Origin of the sequence: Variovorax sp. 38R (assembly GCF_014843395.1) — a bacterium.
Lineage (GTDB): Bacteria > Pseudomonadota > Gammaproteobacteria > Burkholderiales > Burkholderiaceae_C > Variovorax > Variovorax paradoxus_H.
Genome location: NZ_CP062121.1, coordinates 6479835 through 6495211 on the forward strand (window position 1 = coordinate 6479835; position 15377 = coordinate 6495211).

The following is a 15377-nucleotide window of genomic DNA, read 5'->3' on the forward strand; positions in this document are numbered from 1 at the left end:
CTCGCCCCGCTCGCGCCAACGCGGCGTGGTTCTGCTCTTCGCGCTGGTCGTGCTGGTCATCCTGCTTGCGGGCGGCGTGGCCGTGATTCGCTCCATGAACACTTCGCTCAGCAGCGCGGGCAACCTTGCCTTCAAGCGCGACCTCGTCAATCAGGGCGAACAGGCCATCGCTACGGTGCTCAGCAGGTTCAGCGGCAGCGGGAGTTTGAGCACCGCTGCAGCCCGCAACAGCAACCTGAAATCGGCGAACTACAGCGCAACGACGCTCGAAACCAACGATAGCGGCGTGCCCACCGCGCTGCTGAATAACACGGTGTTCAATACCATCGGCGAGGCTGACAACGACCTCAAGAACGACGCGGCAAAGGTCACGATCCGCTATGTGATCGACCGGCTGTGCAGCGCAGCCTCGTCACCCGGCACGCAGGGCCCTGCGGGCTGCGTTTTTCCGCCCGCGGCGAATGATGTGCGCGGCGGCAGCAGCCAGGAAATGGCAACGCGTCTCCCGCCACCGCCTTCGACCACCTATCGCCTGAGCATGCGTGTGACCGGCCCCCGTGACACGCAGGTGTTCCTGCAAGCCTCTTTCGCCAGGCCCGAACAATAAATAACCAGCTCCGGGAACCCTTCATGATTGCCTTGACCCGATATCCCCGGCTGCGCGCCGTTTCGTGCAGCGTGCTGGCACTGGCGCTCGTCACCGCTCCGCTGCCGGCCATCGCGACAACCGCGCTGGCAAACCAGCCAATCTTTTCCACGTCGGAAGTGCCCGGCAACCTCGCGCTCAGCCTGTCGGTGGAATACCCCACGGCAACGCGCGTGGCGCATGTTGCCGACTACACCAGCACGCGCAACTTCCTGGGCTACTTCGATCCGTTGAAGTGCTACGAATACAAGAAAAACACCAACCAGGTGACGACCGACGGCGGCACGGTGATTCCTCTGGACAAAGGAGACTCCAGCTATTTCCAGCCCGTGAGCGTGACCACGAACCGGATCTGCAGCGGGAAGTGGAGCGGCAACTTTCTCAATTGGGCGACCCTTACGGCCATCGACCCTTTTCGCTGGGCGATGACGGGTGGGCGCCGTGTCGTCGATACCCCGACCGAGACCATCGTCGAGAAGGGCTGGCATTCCGGGCAAGGCAGCTATTACCCGGAGCGCAATCAGGACGCCCGGACCGAAGGTCGGCTGCCGTTGACTGAGGTGGCCGGGGCAACGCCTTTTTCGGATGCCAAGACGATGCGGGTCATCGTCGATGGCCGGGGCTTCGCGATGCAGCTGGTCATGACCACTGGCGTGCGCGGACAGTACTACGCCGGTGTGAGCCAGACCCCGACGCCCGACACACTCAAGTGGACGAACACCAACGACAGCATCGACCACAGCTGGGGCAACGGCGGTCCCGGCAACAACGTGCCGAATGACAATTTCACCGCGATCTATACCTACTCGGGTATCGCGCCTTCCACGGGCACCTACAAGTTCCAGACCTCCTCGGACGACGGCGTGCTGCTGAAGGTCAATGGCACCTTGCTGATCAACGACTGGACGCCGCACGGTACCGAGAACCGCGAAGGCTCCATCAACCTGGTGGCTGGACAAAGCTACGACCTGGAGCTCAAGTACTTCGAACAAGGCGGTGGGGCCGTGATGCGCCTGAACTGGCAGCCACCCGGGCAGAACAACTACACGCTGTTCTCTTCCGCTGTGGGCGCCGCGTCGACGCAGGACTACACCATGCGCGCGAAGGTCTGCGATGCCACCGTGGGCTTGGAAGCCAACTGCAAGCAGTACCGTGACGGATGGAAGCCCGAGGGCTTGATCCAGCAGTACGCGGACAAGATGCGCTTCAGCGCCTTGGGCTATCTGAACGACGGCAATGAATACCGCGACGGCGGTGTGCTGCGCGCGCGCCAGAAATTCGTCGGCCCGACCAAGCCTGAGCCGGGCCAGGCTCCGAGCGACAACACCAAGAAGGAGTGGACCGCCGACACCGGCCAGATGCTGCGCAACCCGGATAAAACGGACGCTGACGCTACGACCGATGCCAGCGCGGAAGCAGTGACCAACCGCGTGCCGATTGCCGACAGCGGCGTGATGAACTACCTCAACAAGTTCGGCCAGCTCCTGCCGGGCAACTACAAGAGCATCGACCCCGTCAACGAACTGTATTACGCCGCCTTGCGGTACCTGCGAGGCCTGGAGAATGTGCCGTCGTGGACATCCATGACCGACGCCAGCAAGGCCACGAAGACAACCTACCTGGATGGCTTTCCGGCGATCACCGACTGGAAGGCAGCGGACCCCGTTCAGTACAGCTGCCAACGCAACTTCGTCCTGGGTATCGGAGATATCTATACCCACCGCGACAAGAACGTTCCGGGCAATTCGTTGACAGACCATGAGCCGACCATGCCCACCGAGGTGAGCACGGGGGATCCCATGTTCGACGCAGTCAAGTCCACGAACAATGCCAAGTTTCTTCAGGGCATGGGCGCCGGCAAGGCAACCGCCGCCACGGGTTCGAGCTACTCGACCGACTACATGGCCGGCTTGGCCTTCGAAGCCAACGCCAAGGACATTCGACCCGATCTGGTTGGCAAGCAGACCGTACAGACCTATTGGGTGGACGTTCTGGAACAGCCCTTCTCCCGGAACAACAAGTTCTACCTGGCCGCGAAGTTCGGCGGGCTGAACCAGAAGAAGCTGCCGGCCGATTTCGACCCCTACACCTTCGCCGGGACCATTCCCCTGGACTGGTGGTCGACCACCGGCGACACGCTGACAGACACGCGAAACACGGCCGTGACGGTACCCCGTCCCGACAACTATTTCGCAGCCGGACAGCCCGACACCATGGTGGCCGGCCTGAAGCAGGCTTTTGAACGGATCTCGAACGAAATTTCCGCCTACACCACCTCGTTCTCGCTCTCGAGCGCGCAGGTATCGTCCACCGGCGCCGCCTCCTACGCGGCGCAATATGACTCGAAGAACTGGACGGGTCTTCTCAGCGCCAGCCGGCTCACCTTCAACAGCAACGGCGATCCCTCTGCAACCCTGGTATGGGAAAGCAAGACCAAGCTCGAAGAACAACTGACCGGCACCGGGTGGAACACCGGCCGCAACGTCGTGACGCGCGGCGCCGCGGGCGGTGTGGCCTTCCGTTATGGCAGCCTGACGGTAGAGCAACAGGCGCTGATGAACACCAGCTACGTCAGCGGCAACGATGCCGAGAACTACGTCAACTGGCTGCGCGGCGACCGCACCAACGAACGCACTGCCACCGATGCCAGCAAGGCTTACCGGATGCGCGACCTGCGGCTGGGCGACATCGTGAACGCCAAGGTGACACCGGCCGGCCCTCCGGCACTGCCCTACTCCGATTCGGTCAACCCTGGCTATGCGGCCTTCAAGACGACCTGGAAAGATCGACCGGTGATGGTGTACGCCGGCGCCAACGACGGCATGGTCCATGCCTTCAACGGCGCACTGACTGGCACGGATGCTGGCAAGGAGCAATTCGCCTATGTGCCGAGCTTCCTCTTTGCGAAGGCGGCCTCAGCCGACACGGACGGATTGCTGTCGCAGCTGGGCAACCCGTACTACCAGCACCGCTTTTTCGTCGATGCCACGCCCTCCACCTTCGACATCGACTTCAACAGCGCCGGCGGCACCTTCACCACGACGACCGCCGCCACATCGGATTGGCGCACGGTCCTGATCGGCGGGCTGGGCAAAGGAGGCAAGGGCTTCTACGCCCTTGATGTGACCAATCCAGCGGACATGAACACCGAGGCCAAAGTCGCTCCCAAGGTGCTCTGGGAATTCACCGAAGCCGACATGGGCTACAGCTTCGGCGCCCCCGTGGTCGTCAAGACGCGAAAGCACGGCTGGGTGGTGATCTTTACCAGCGGCTACAACGGCGGCGGAACGAGCAGCCACCTTTACATCGTGAATCCGACCAACGGCCAGCTGATCCAGAAGATCAGCACGCCGACGGCCTCCGAAGGCATGGCGCAGGCGTCGGCCTATGTGCAGGACTTTTCCGATGGCACCGCCGATGCCGTGTATGCAGGCGATCTCAACGGACAGGTGTGGCGCTTTGATCTCACGGCGGCCAGGGCCGACACAACCACTTACCCCGCGCCCACCCGCATTGCCAATCTCACCGATGGCGCGACGACGCCCCAAGCGCAGCCGATCACCACGCAGCCGTTGATCGAGATCCAGCCATTGACGAAGAAGCGCTTCGTGCTGGTGGGCACGGGCCGCTTGCTGGACGCCAGCGACATTCAGTCAGCCCAGGAGCAAAGCTACTACGCTCTCATCGACGGCACAGCCAGCGCGTTCACCCCGGTCGGCACTGGCAACTTCCCCATTGCGCGCAGCAACCTGCAGGCAGTAGCCGATTTGACGCAAGGCATTGCACTGACGGCGACCAGCCGCGGCTGGTACATCAACCTGGGCGTGACCAACAGAGTCGGCTGGCGCGCGGTCAATGCATCGACCTCGTACAGCGGCGTGGTCGCGTTCTCCACCCTGCAGACCGCAGGCGACGCCTGCGCCCCCTCGGGCACCAGCCGTGTCTATGCCATCGACTTCGGTACAGGCAGGTCGGCGTTGGTGGACGCCAACGGCAACCTGATTGCTTATGCGGCAGCGGGTGCGGCGGTGAACGACGTGCGCTTCCTCAGCGTCGATGGTTCTACGCGGCTGGTCAGCGGGGATGTGAAGGGAAACATGCAGAACAACCCCATTAAATTGCCTGGTGCGTTGGGGTTGCGGCTTCTTAATTGGCGAGAAGTGCCTACGGTGGATTGAGGAAGAGCGTGGCGGCGTAGGTCAGCGCGTATCGGTCTGCGACCTTAAGTCCACCCCTCTGATCAGGAGCGGCTCGGCCTTTCCTCTCAAAGACGAGGAATCTGTACACCGGTTCACGCAGCGCTGCCCGCTGCGTGAGCCAACGCAACTGCCGGTGGCTCTGCTCAAGCAGTTGGCCAACTTGCGCGGGTTGATGGTGTTGCCCGGGCGTAAGCCCGTGGTCGACGCAGAACCGCATCTCGACACCCCGATCTCCAGGCGCTCGCGATGTAGCTGGCATCCATTTTCTCGATCTGTTGTTGCAACTCCAGCAACGCGTGCAGGTCATTGGCGGCATAGGCTTGGTTCGTCTTCTGGATCAGCGCCGCCTTGACGTCGCGCTGCTACGCGTCGGTTTCGCAGTCGGGTGCAGGGCCGTGGCGAGCTTGTGGAAAATTACGCGGCGAACAGCGCCTTGAGTCGTTCATCGCCGTTGCCGCCGTGCGCATGCAGCAGTTCGCTGGCGGCGCACACCAGTTCGTCCAGTGCGAACGTTCATTGCCTGCGTGCGACCTAGGTTGTCTTCCATCGGCAGCCGTTCTTGCGCATGGGCCTAGCAGTAGGTTCCGATGCCGCCGTGCCACGCCGTCAGCGTCAGACGGGCCTTTTCGGATCTGGCGGATCGGGGTGTTCAAGTGTTTCTGCGGCGGTGTTAGTGCAGGGCCGGCTTCGTGGGAGGAGGCGTGCAGGCGCGCATCGGGCGAATTCGGAATCGACGGCAGAAGACCGCGCTGTCGATGAGCGCCTACGTGTCAACGAGCCGAAACGAGCCGAGCCCCTTGCATCGGCAAATGACGCTGTTGGAAATTGGAGTCCGACTCGTCTTTCCCCGTTTTTTCGGATGATGCCGAACACCGAGCATGCTTGCGCAGCCACACCAGTGCCGTCGAGCGCTCCGGATGCTGTAGCGCTCTTGTGCCGTGAACTCGCCTTTCTCTCCCGTTGACTTTCCTTTGAGGGAAAGGTGTCAATCTTGAGCAGGACAGATCAGCAGACGCAAAAAAGCCGCCCGAAGGCGGCTTCCAGCTAGCGCAAGAATTACGCGCCAGTGCAGGTCTTGGGGACGTACTTCTGAAGAATGTTGGAGGTGCATGTCCACACGAACGAACCCGTGTCGGCATTGCTCAGGGTCAGCGTGAGGGTCTTGGAAATCAGGGGGGTGGCAACGCCAGAGCCTTGCATCGTTGCAACGATGGTGCAGCCGCCGCCAGCAGCAGCGGTGCCGCCCGCAGTCGTCTTCAGCACATACTTGCCCTTGATGTCCGTATCGACGGCCATGCTAGACGCTTTGGCTGTGGCCGCGTCGGTGTTGGTGGCACAGGTCGCGTCTTGCGTGAACTTCTCCGTCACAGCGATCCGCTGGCCTTCTGCCAAGGAGATTGCTTCTGTCACTTGGGCGCGTGCGACGTAATCCTGATACGCCGGCAGCGCAACAGCAGCCAAGATACCAATGATCGCCACAACGATCATCAATTCGATCAGGGTGAAACCCTTTTGCACATTGCGTGCGATAGAACGACGGTTCATTCGATTAACTCCAGGTTGGTTTGTAGAGCCCGGGAACCAGCCCGGAGCGGGATAACTTCCGCAGCATCCGTGCCACCCGGCTTCCCCGCCCTGCAGCCCTCTTTTGGGCCGACTTTGGTCACAAGATAGTTACATGATGTGACACAACTCGCACTCAGATGCCAATTGTGTCGACAAATTTGTCATGCCCGACCGGGCCCGATCAAAAGGTCAGCACCCCGTTCGCCTTGAGCCAGCGGATATCCCGCTGCGCCAGCCCTGCCACTTCCCGCCCCGCCAGCATCTCGATCTGGCTCATGATTTCTTCGGTCTCCGCCGGCTTGGTGTGGGTGATGTAGATCGGGTATTGCTTGCCCGGGTCGATCTGCGCCAGCTCGTGCGCCAGCGCCACCGGTGACAGGTGCAGGCTGCGTTCGGCCAAAGCCTCTTCGCGGGAGCTGAAAGCCGTCTCGATGACCAGCATCGCCACGTCGATGGCGTTGATGCGCTCCCAGAAAGGCGGGTTGCGCTCGGTGTCGCCGCTGAAGACCCAGTGGGCGCCGCCTTCGGCCCGGCGGATGGCGAAGCCGCAGGCCGGCACGGTGTGGACCGCCGGCAGCACCTCGATCAGCTTGGGGGCGTCGCTGCCCAGCGCGAGGCGTTGCCCGACCGCGATCTCGTGAAAGCTCACGAACGGCGATTCGGGGCTGGGAATGCGTTCGAAATTCGGCCAGATGACGTTGTTGAACACGTGTGCCCGCAGCGCGTCGATGGTGGCTGCCAGGGCGTGCACGCGCAACGGCCGGGTGCGGCGGCTGCCGACGGCGTCAAGCATCAGGGGCAGGGCGGCGATGTGGTCGAGGTGCGAGTGGGTGAGCACCACGTCGTCGATGGCGGCCATCTCGTCGAGGGTGAGATCGCCGACGCCCGTGCCGGCGTCCACGAGCAGGTCCGCATCGACCAGGAACGAGGTGGTGCGGCAGTCCTTGGCGATGGCGCCCGAGCAACCCAGCACGCGTACCTGCATTGTGGAAGACCCCTTGGTTGCGTCTGTCGTCATTTGGTGTCGAACCGGGTGGCGCCGTCCCAGTCCGGGTCTTGCGGGCGTAGCGCCATCGAGGCTAAACGCTGGGCATAGAGCTGGTAAAGGACTTTTTTGGCATCCGCGGCGAGCAGGGGAGCCAGCAAGTTTCGGCCCAGCGCCCAATCCTGGCGGCGGTAGGCAGCGAGCACCTGGTTCCAGCGGTCGAGCTGCTGCCGCGTCGTGTCCTGCGCCTCGGCGCCGGCCTGCGCCGAAAGCGGGGTGTAGATGGCGACGGCCTGGGCCTTGCCCTTGACGCGCACGCTGTCGAGTTCCTGCCAGATGAAGCCGGGCGCCGCCTCGCGGGTCGCGCCGCTGGCCACGATCTCGACGCCGTAGTGTCCACTCAAGCCCTCCAGCCGCGCCGCGAGATTGACCGCGTCGCCGACGACGGTATAGCTGCGGCGCGCGGTGGAGCCCATGTCGCCGACGCTCATGAGGCCGCTGTTCAGACCAATGCCGGCGCTGATTTCGGGACGGCCGCTCGCGCGGTGCTGGCGGTTGATGTCGTGCACGGCGGTGGCCATGTCGAGCGCGGCCTGCACGGCGAGCGCGGCGTGGTCGGGGGTGTCGATCGGCGCGCCCCAGAAAGCCATGACGCAGTCGCCCATGTATTTGTCGACGGTGCCGCGGTGCGCGCTGATCACCTCGGTGAGCCGGCTGAAGACGGTGTTCAGGAAGGCCTGCAATTCGGCCGGTGCCATCTGCTCGGACAACCGGGTGAAGTCGCGCATGTCGCAGAACATCACGGTCATCTCCTTGCTCTCGGCGCGCATGCTGTAGCGGCCGGGGCGCACGAGCATTTCGTCGACCAGCTGCGGCGGCACGTAGGTGCCGAAGAGCCGCACCAGCCCGCGCCGCGCGCGCGATTCGACGAAGTAGCCCCAGCTCATGTTGAGCGCGAAAGCCAGCGCCGCCATGAAGAGCGCCGATGCCAGCGGGAGCACGAGGCTGTGGCCGATGTAGAGCCAGGTGTTGAGGCCGACCAGCGCAGCGACCACGCCCACGCCGAGCAGCACGGCGCGTGATGCGGACAGCAGCGACAGCCCGAACGCGAGCAGCAGCCCCGCCGCCAGCACGGTCAGCACTTCGTAGCCCGGCGCGTAGTCGGGCACGGCCAGCAGGCGCTGATCAAGCAAGCCGGAGACGATGTTGGCGTGCACTTCGACGCCTGGGAACGCGGCGCCGACCGGGGTGGCGCGCAGGTCCTGCAGGCCGGGCGCGGTGGCGCCGAGCAGCACGATCTTGCCCTTGAGCTCGCCCGGCGCCAGGCGGCCTTCGAGCACGTCGGCAGCGGCCACGTAGCGGAACGACCCGGCACGCGGACCGCCGGGGCCGCGGAACGGCACCTGCAGGCTCGCGCTCTGGTCGACCGGGATGCGCAACGAACCGAGCACCAGCGCCTGGAGGCGCGGAAAGTTGCCATCGCCGGCCACGAGCGCCGGCCGCACCGGCGGCGAGCCGTTCGCCAGGCGGTACACCGCCAGCGCCAGCGACTCGTAGTGCCCGGGCGACGCGTGCTCGCCTTCGTAGCGCGCGATGAGCGGCACGCTGCGGATCACGCCGTCGTCGTCGCCGTCACCGACCAGGGTGTTCAGGAACCCCGCGACCGGCGCCGCGCGCGCCAGCACCGGCAGGCTGGCGCCGAAGCCGTTCCAGAGCGTGACGAAGGAGGCATTCGGCGGAAAAGCCTCGGGCGGCAGCACCGGCGTCGCCGGCAGCAGCCCCTTGGCGCTGGGCTGTTCGGTGCGCGTGAAGTAATAGCCGAGCGCCACAGGCTGGCCGCGCAGGGCCTGGGCCAGGGTCGCGTCGTGGTCGAGGGTCGGCGCGAGCTGGTCGATCTCGGCGGAAAGGCCCGGCACATCACGCAGCGGGCCGGCCGCGATTTCCTTCAGGCGCCCAAGGCCGGAGCTGCGGTCGGGCTCGAGAAACATCACGTCGAAGCCGAGCACGGCCGCGTGCTGGCGGGCCAGCAGTTCAGTGGTGAGGCTGGCGATCTTGTCGCGCGGCCAGGGCCACTGGCCCTCGCGCGCCAGGCTGGCGTCGTCGACATCGACGATCACGACCCGCGTGTCGGGCGTGCCCGGCATGGTGGCGCGCAGGCGGGCGTCGTAGATCAGGTGGTCCAGGTGCTCGATCACGCCCAGTCGCCAGGCGCCGGTGGCATGGAGCAGCGCCAGCAGCACTGGCAGCAGCGTGATGGTGATGCGCGGCCAGTGCCGCCGCAACACGCTCATGGCTGATCAGCCTTGGACAACGGGTGCCTGACGGCGAAAAAACGGGGAGCGGAGCAGGGCGCCCGAGCCGACTCAGATCCGGACGAACTGCATGCGCGTCGCGCCGCCGAGTTCGAGCACGTCGCCTTCCTGCAGCGCGACGGCTTCGGCGCCCAGTTGCACGCCGTTGAGCGTGACGCTGCCCACAACGGTGGCAGCCACGTAGCCCTGACGGCGACGCGTGACGACGGCCACTGCGACGCCGGGCTTGCCGATGGTGGTGACCACCTTCTGCAGCGGGACGTCCTGGCCTTCGTTGCTGCCCGAGAGCACGCGCAGCATGGGCACGCCCAGCTCGACCAGCGCGCCCGATTCGGTGGGCGCCGACGAGAGCGGCATCGGGGCGGAATACTCGGAGAGCGAGGCCCGCACGGAGCCGGGGCCGACCATGAGGTTGCTGTGCGAGCGGAAATGGATGCGGCAGCCACCGACCTCGATGACGTCGTTGTCCTGGAGCGCCTGCTTCTGGATGGCCAGCGCATTGACGTAGGTGCCGTTGGTGCTGTTGAGATCTTCAATTTCGACTTCGCCGCCGCTCATGTGCAGCACGGCATGCTCGCCGCTGACGGCAAGATTGTCGATCACGATGTCGTTGTAGGCGCGTCGGCCCAACGTCGTGCGATTCTTGGCGAGCGCCACTTGGCCGATGACGACGCCATCGACCGAAATGATCATCTTCGGCATGGCCGATTACTCCCCGTTTGCAAAGATCCAGCACCGTCAGGCGGCGCAAACGGTCCGCCGCCTGGGTTGGCTGCTACATGGCCCCGCGGGTCGCTTCGCTGACGCCCGCCTTGGCCAGAACAACTGAAATGTTATCCCGTCCGCCATTGTCGTTTGAAATTGCAACCAAAAGTGAAGCCATCTCCTTGAGCCCGAGATCGCGAGTCAAAAGCGTGAAAAGCTGCGCATCCGGCACCATCTCGCTGAGCCCGTCGGAGCACAGCATGTAGAGATCGCCCGGTCTGGCGCTGTGCTCGTGCATCTCCAGCAAGACCTGGGCTTCCACGCCCAAGGCCCGCGTCACGAGGTTGCGGGTGGGGGAGTTCAGGGCTTCTTCCGGGGTGATGGCCCCGGCGTCGAGCTGCTGCTGGCGCAGTGAATGGTCGCGCGTGAGCTGCTCCAGCTTGTTGTTGCGCAGGCGGTAGCAGCGCGAATCGCCGATGTGGCCGACCACCACGCGCTGCGGGCGAAACGCCGCCAGCACCAGGGTCGTGCCCATACCCCGCAGTTCTTCGTGGGTAACGCCCGCTTGGAGGATGGCGCCGTTGGCCTCGTCGGTGGCCGCCTGCAGCGCACGCCGGACCACGCGGGCGGGCGCCTGCATGCCGGCCTGGGCGAACCAGCGGCCGAAGCTCGCGTGCATCAGCGAAATGGCCATGGCACTGGCCACCTCGCCACCCTTGTAGCCGCCCATGCCGTCGGCCAGCAGCGCCAGGCCGAGGGCCGGATCGACATGCACGGCGTCTTCGTTGTGCGCGCGCAGGCGCCCGACATCGGTCAGCGCCGCAAACTCCCAGCTCAGGGCCGGTCGACTGGAGAAAAGGGAAACGCCAACACCTGCCATCGTTTGTCAGCGCTCGCTTTTTTAAAGTATCAGTGCGCAGCAGCGCGTGCGCGCCGTTGCAGGAAGCGGCCCAGGGCCACGACGAGCACCGCGCCGGCAATTGCGCCCGCGTAGTGCATCCAGGGGTTGGCCGCCAGCGCGTCATGCAGCGACACGTCGCTCACGATGGTCTCGCCGCCGACCCAGCCGATCAGCGCAGCGCCCAGCATGATGATGATCGGGAAGCGTTCCATGAGCTTGATCATGAGCGTGCTGCCGAAAATCACCAAGGGGATGCTGATGGCCAAACCCAACACCAGCAGCACCATGCTGCCTTGCGCGGCGGCCGCCACGGCGATCACGTTGTCCAGGCTCATCACCAGGTCGGCCAGCAGGATGGTCCGCACGGCCACGAACATGCTGCCGTACTCCTTGGACTCGCCGTCGCCGTCGTCTTCCTCGCTCAAGAGCTGCAGGCCGATCCAGAGCAGCAGGGCGCCGCCGATGATCTGCAGGTAGGGCAACGCCAACAGCTTGGCCGCCACCACCGTCAGCACGATGCGCAGCACGACGGCCGCGCCCGAGCCGAACAGCACGGCTTTTTTCTGTTGCGCGGGCGGCAGCGATCGCGCCGCCATGGCGATCACGACGGCGTTGTCGCCCGAAAGGATGATGTTGATCCAGACGATCTTGATCAGACCGATCCAGAAGTCCGTGCTTTGAAGAAGTTCCATGTCTCTGATTCCACTGTGTTGTAGTTAAAAAAGCGCCCGCAACTCAATGCGGGCGCTTTTTCATTTCTGCGTGGTATTGCGAGCGGCGGGAACGCCGCCAGCGGTACGAGTGCTTTTTAGAGCTTGCCCTTGAGCAGCTTTGCCAGTTCCGAGAAGTTGCGCGTCACAGTGAAGCCGCACTCTTCCATGATGGCGAGCTTGGCTTCGGCCGTGTCGGCGCCGCCCGAGATCAGCGCGCCGGCGTGGCCCATGCGCTTGCCGGGAGGGGCGGTGACACCGGCGATGAAACCGACGACTGGCTTCTTCATGTTGTCCTTGCACCAGCGGGCTGCGTCAGCTTCGTCCGGGCCGCCGATTTCACCGATCATGATGACGGCGTCGGTTTCGGGATCGTCGTTGAAGGCTTGCATCACGTCGATGTGCTTCAGGCCGTTGATCGGGTCACCGCCGATGCCGACTGCCGACGATTGGCCCAGGCCGATTTCCGTCAGTTGAGCCACGGCTTCGTACGTCAGCGTGCCCGAGCGCGAGACCACGCCGATGCGGCCCTTGCGGTGGATGTGGCCGGGCATGATGCCGATCTTGATTTCGTCGGGCGTGATCAGGCCGGGGCAGTTCGGGCCCAGCAGCAAGGTCTTCTTGCCGCCGGCCGCTTCCTTGGCCTTCATGCGGTTGCGCACTTCGAGCATGTCGCGGACCGGAATGCCTTCGGTGATGCAGATCGCCATGTCCAGGTCGGCTTCGACAGCTTCCCAGATGGCGGCCGCGGCGCCTGCCGGCGGCACGTAGATCACCGACACGGTGGCGCCGGTCTGCGTGGCGGCTTCCTTCACCGAACCGAAGATCGGGATGTTGAAGATCGACTCGCCGGCCTTCTTCGGGTTCACGCCGGCCACGAAGGCGTTCTTGCCGTTCGCGTATTCCTGGCACTTTTCGGTGTGGAACTGACCGGTCTTGCCGGTGATGCCTTGCGTGATGACTTTGGTGTCTTTGTTGATGTAGATCGACATGACTTGTTCCTTAGGCCTTCTTGACTGCTGCCACGACCTTCTGGGCCGCGTCCGCCATGGTGTCGGCGCTGATGATCGGCAGGCCCGACTCGGCCAGCAGCTTCTTGCCTTCGACTTCGTTGGTGCCCTTCATGCGCACGACCAGCGGCACTTGCAGGTTCACGGCCTTGCAGGCTGCGATCACGCCGGTGGCGATGGTGTCGCACTTCATGATGCCGCCGAAGATGTTCACGAGGATGGCTTCCACGTTCTTGTTCTTCAGCATGATCTTGAAGGCTTCCGTGACCTTCTCGGGGGTGGCACCGCCGCCCACGTCCAGGAAGTTGGCCGGCTCGCCGCCGAACAGCTTGATGGTGTCCATGGTGGCCATGGCCAGGCCGGCACCGTTCACCAGGCAGCCGATGTTGCCGTCCAGCGAGATGTAGGCGAGGTCGAACTTCGAGGCTTCGACTTCGGCCGCGTCTTCTTCGTCGAGGTCGCGCAGGGCCACGATTTCGGGGTGACGGAACAGCGCGTTGCTGTCGAAGTTGAACTTGGCGTCCAGCGCCATGACGTTGCCCTTGCTGTCACGGTTGAGCGGGTTGATCTCGACCAGCGAGGCGTCCGTCTCCATGTAACAGGCGTAGAGCTTCTTCAGGATGTCGACCGTTTGCGCGGTCGAGTCGGCCGGCATGCCGATGCCGTCGGCGATTTCCTTGGCTTGCGCGTCGGTCAGGCCGTCCTTGGGGTCGGCGTAGACCGTGATGATCTTCTCGGGGGTGGAATGGGCCACTTCCTCGATGTCCATGCCGCCTTCGCTCGACGCGATGAACGCGATCTTCTGCGTCGCGCGGTCGGTCACGGCCGAAATGTAGTATTCCTTGTTGATGTCGGCGCCGTCTTCGATGTAGAGGCGGCGGACCTTCTGGCCTTCAGGGCCGGTCTGGTGCGTCTTGAGCTGCATGCCGAGGATCTCGCCAGCCAGCTTCTTGACGTCTTCGATCGACTTGGCGACCTTGACGCCGCCGCCCTTGCCGCGGCCACCCGCGTGAATCTGGGCCTTGACGACCCAGACCGGGCCTCCAAGCTTCTGGGCGGCTTCGACCGCCTCCTGAACCGTATAGGCCGGAATGCCGCGCGGCACCGGCACGCCGAACTTGGCAAGGATTTCCTTGCCTTGGTACTCGTGAATCTTCATGAGGGATGTCTCTCGGAAGGAGGAGGTTGAGAACGGGAGATCGGGAGTGAGACTGTTGTTTCTGCTCTGTTGTTCGCGGGCGACGGCAGCCTGACGGCTGGGGGCGGCGAACAACCGCGGACTGTATCATGGTGCGCCGCACCAATACTTGATGTGCGGTTGCGGTCAATACGTACTTTCTTCTAGCCACTCTACGCATACTCCGATATGGCCAAGGTTTTCATCGACGGCGAAGCCGGCACCACCGGCCTGCAAATTCGCGAGCGGCTGCAGACAATGCCGCAGATCGAGCTCGTGAGCATCGCGCCCGAGCTGCGCAAGGACGTGGCCGCCAAGCGCGAGCTGATGGCCGGCGTCGACCTCGTGGTGCTGTGCCTGCACGACGACGCGGCGCGCGAGTCGGTCGCGCTGATCGACCAGCTCCCGGGCCAAAAGCCCAAGATCATCGACGCCTCGACCGCCCACCGCATCGCGCCGGGCTGGGTCTTCGGCTTCCCCGAACTCGTCGCAGGCCACTGGCAGGCCGTGGCCCAGGCCGACCGCGTCGGCAACCCCGGCTGCTACGCCACCGGCGCCATCGCCATGGTGCGTCCGCTGATCGATGCGGGCCTGCTGCCGGCCGATTTCCCGGTGTCGCTGCCTTCGGTGAGCGGCTACTCCGGCGGCGGCCGCACCATGATCGAGGACTACGAGGCCGGCAAGGCGCCGCTGTTCGAGACCTACGCGCTGGGCCTGAAGCACAAGCACATCCCCGAAATCATGGCCTACACCGGCCTCACGCGCCGCCCGGTCTTCATTCCGTCGGTGGGCAATTTCAAGCAGGGCATGCTGGTCCAGTTGCCGCTGCACCTCGACCTGCTGCCCGGCAAGCCCAAGGCCGGCGACCTGCAGGACGCCCTGGCCGCGCACTATGCCAAGAGCAACACGCCCGAGCAGTTCGTGAAGGTGCTGCCGCCGACCGACGACGGCAAGCTCGACGCGCTGGCGCTCAACGACACCAACCAGCTGGAGATCCGCGTGTTCCCGAACGAGGACCACCGCCACGCCGTGGTGATCGCGCGCCTGGACAACCTGGGCAAGGGCGCCAGCGGCGCCGCGGTGCAGAACCTCAAGCTGATGCTGGCGCTCTGAGCCACCGCGTCAACCGCTGACAAGAACAAGAGGCCGGCCCGCAAGGACCGGCC

Annotated in this window: 11 protein-coding genes; 3 read left to right on the forward strand and 8 right to left on the reverse strand. The window is 64.5% G+C overall.

All coding sequences use genetic code 11. The features are described 5' to 3' along the window. Positions 1-25: 25 nt before the first annotated feature. Both IG196_RS30100 and IG196_RS30105 read left to right on the forward strand, forming a co-directional pair. Entirely contained in the window at positions 26-607 is a 582-nt protein-coding gene (locus IG196_RS30100; RefSeq protein WP_192194166.1) for a hypothetical protein, read from the forward strand. 23 nt (positions 608-630) lie between these two features. Then, the gene (locus IG196_RS30105; protein ID WP_192194167.1) at positions 631-4824 is read left to right on the forward strand and encodes a PilC/PilY family type IV pilus protein; all 4194 of its coding nucleotides are present in this window, start codon (positions 631-633) and stop codon (positions 4822-4824) included. A 1077-nt stretch (positions 4825-5901) separates the two neighbouring features. Here the strand turns inward: IG196_RS30105 and IG196_RS30110 are convergent. The 8 genes from IG196_RS30110 to sucC form a co-directional block, all read right to left on the reverse strand. Next, on the reverse strand, positions 5902-6390 hold the full coding sequence (locus IG196_RS30110) for a pilin (RefSeq protein ID WP_192194168.1): 489 nt from the start codon (positions 6388-6390) through the stop codon (positions 5902-5904). Between the two features lie 202 nt (positions 6391-6592). Then, complete coding sequence (locus tag IG196_RS30115) at positions 6593-7396, reverse strand: 3',5'-cyclic-nucleotide phosphodiesterase (RefSeq protein WP_192197196.1); 804 nt, start codon at positions 7394-7396, stop codon at positions 6593-6595. Positions 7397-7425: 29 nt separating this feature from the next. Further along, positions 7426-9687 (reverse strand): CHASE2 domain-containing protein, encoded by a 2262-nt coding sequence (locus tag IG196_RS30120; protein WP_192194169.1) that lies wholly within the window; start codon positions 9685-9687, stop codon positions 7426-7428. 72 nt (positions 9688-9759) lie between these two features. Continuing rightward, positions 9760-10410, reverse strand: a complete 651-nt coding sequence (locus tag IG196_RS30125; protein WP_192194170.1) for an FHA domain-containing protein — start codon at positions 10408-10410, stop codon at positions 9760-9762. Between the two features lie 73 nt (positions 10411-10483). Continuing rightward, positions 10484-11293 carry a Stp1/IreP family PP2C-type Ser/Thr phosphatase gene (locus IG196_RS30130; RefSeq protein WP_192194171.1) on the reverse strand — a complete coding sequence of 270 codons (810 nt, stop codon included), beginning with the start codon at positions 11291-11293 and terminating at the stop codon, positions 10484-10486. Between the two features lie 29 nt (positions 11294-11322). Further along, a complete protein-coding gene (locus IG196_RS30135) occupies positions 11323-12006 on the reverse strand; it encodes a TerC family protein (protein WP_101490798.1) in 684 nt (227 codons plus the stop codon). A gap of 116 nt (positions 12007-12122) precedes the next feature. Beyond that, positions 12123-13016 carry a succinate--CoA ligase subunit alpha gene (sucD, locus tag IG196_RS30140; RefSeq protein WP_101490797.1) on the reverse strand — a complete coding sequence of 298 codons (894 nt, stop codon included), beginning with the start codon at positions 13014-13016 and terminating at the stop codon, positions 12123-12125. Between the two features lie 10 nt (positions 13017-13026). Next, positions 13027-14193, reverse strand: a complete 1167-nt coding sequence (gene sucC, locus IG196_RS30145) for an ADP-forming succinate--CoA ligase subunit beta (protein ID WP_099794140.1) — start codon at positions 14191-14193, stop codon at positions 13027-13029. Positions 14194-14400: 207 nt separating this feature from the next. Between sucC and argC the strand changes: the two genes are divergently transcribed. Further along, entirely contained in the window at positions 14401-15324 is a 924-nt protein-coding gene (gene argC / locus IG196_RS30150; protein ID WP_192194172.1) for an N-acetyl-gamma-glutamyl-phosphate reductase, read from the forward strand. Positions 15325-15377 lie beyond the last annotated feature (53 nt).

What these genes read in the sequence shown, in the direction of transcription:
- IG196_RS30105 (WP_192194167.1), top strand. Translation starts at nt 631, where the DNA reads ATGATTGCCTTGACCCGATATCCCCGGCTGCGCGCCGTTTCGTGCAGC.
- IG196_RS30110 (WP_192194168.1), bottom strand. Translation starts at nt 6,390, where the DNA reads ATGAACCGTCGTTCTATCGCACGCAATGTGCAAAAGGGTTTCACCCTG.
- IG196_RS30115 (WP_192197196.1), bottom strand. Translation starts at nt 7,396, where the DNA reads ATGCAGGTACGCGTGCTGGGTTGCTCGGGCGCCATCGCCAAGGACTGC.
- IG196_RS30120 (WP_192194169.1), bottom strand. Translation starts at nt 9,687, where the DNA reads ATGAGCGTGTTGCGGCGGCACTGGCCGCGCATCACCATCACGCTGCTG.
- IG196_RS30125 (WP_192194170.1), bottom strand. Translation starts at nt 10,410, where the DNA reads ATGCCGAAGATGATCATTTCGGTCGATGGCGTCGTCATCGGCCAAGTG.
- IG196_RS30130 (WP_192194171.1), bottom strand. Translation starts at nt 11,293, where the DNA reads ATGGCAGGTGTTGGCGTTTCCCTTTTCTCCAGTCGACCGGCCCTGAGC.
- IG196_RS30135 (WP_101490798.1), bottom strand. Translation starts at nt 12,006, where the DNA reads ATGGAACTTCTTCAAAGCACGGACTTCTGGATCGGTCTGATCAAGATC.
- sucD (WP_101490797.1), bottom strand. Translation starts at nt 13,016, where the DNA reads ATGTCGATCTACATCAACAAAGACACCAAAGTCATCACGCAAGGCATC.
- sucC (WP_099794140.1), bottom strand. Translation starts at nt 14,193, where the DNA reads ATGAAGATTCACGAGTACCAAGGCAAGGAAATCCTTGCCAAGTTCGGC.
- argC (WP_192194172.1), top strand. Translation starts at nt 14,401, where the DNA reads ATGGCCAAGGTTTTCATCGACGGCGAAGCCGGCACCACCGGCCTGCAA.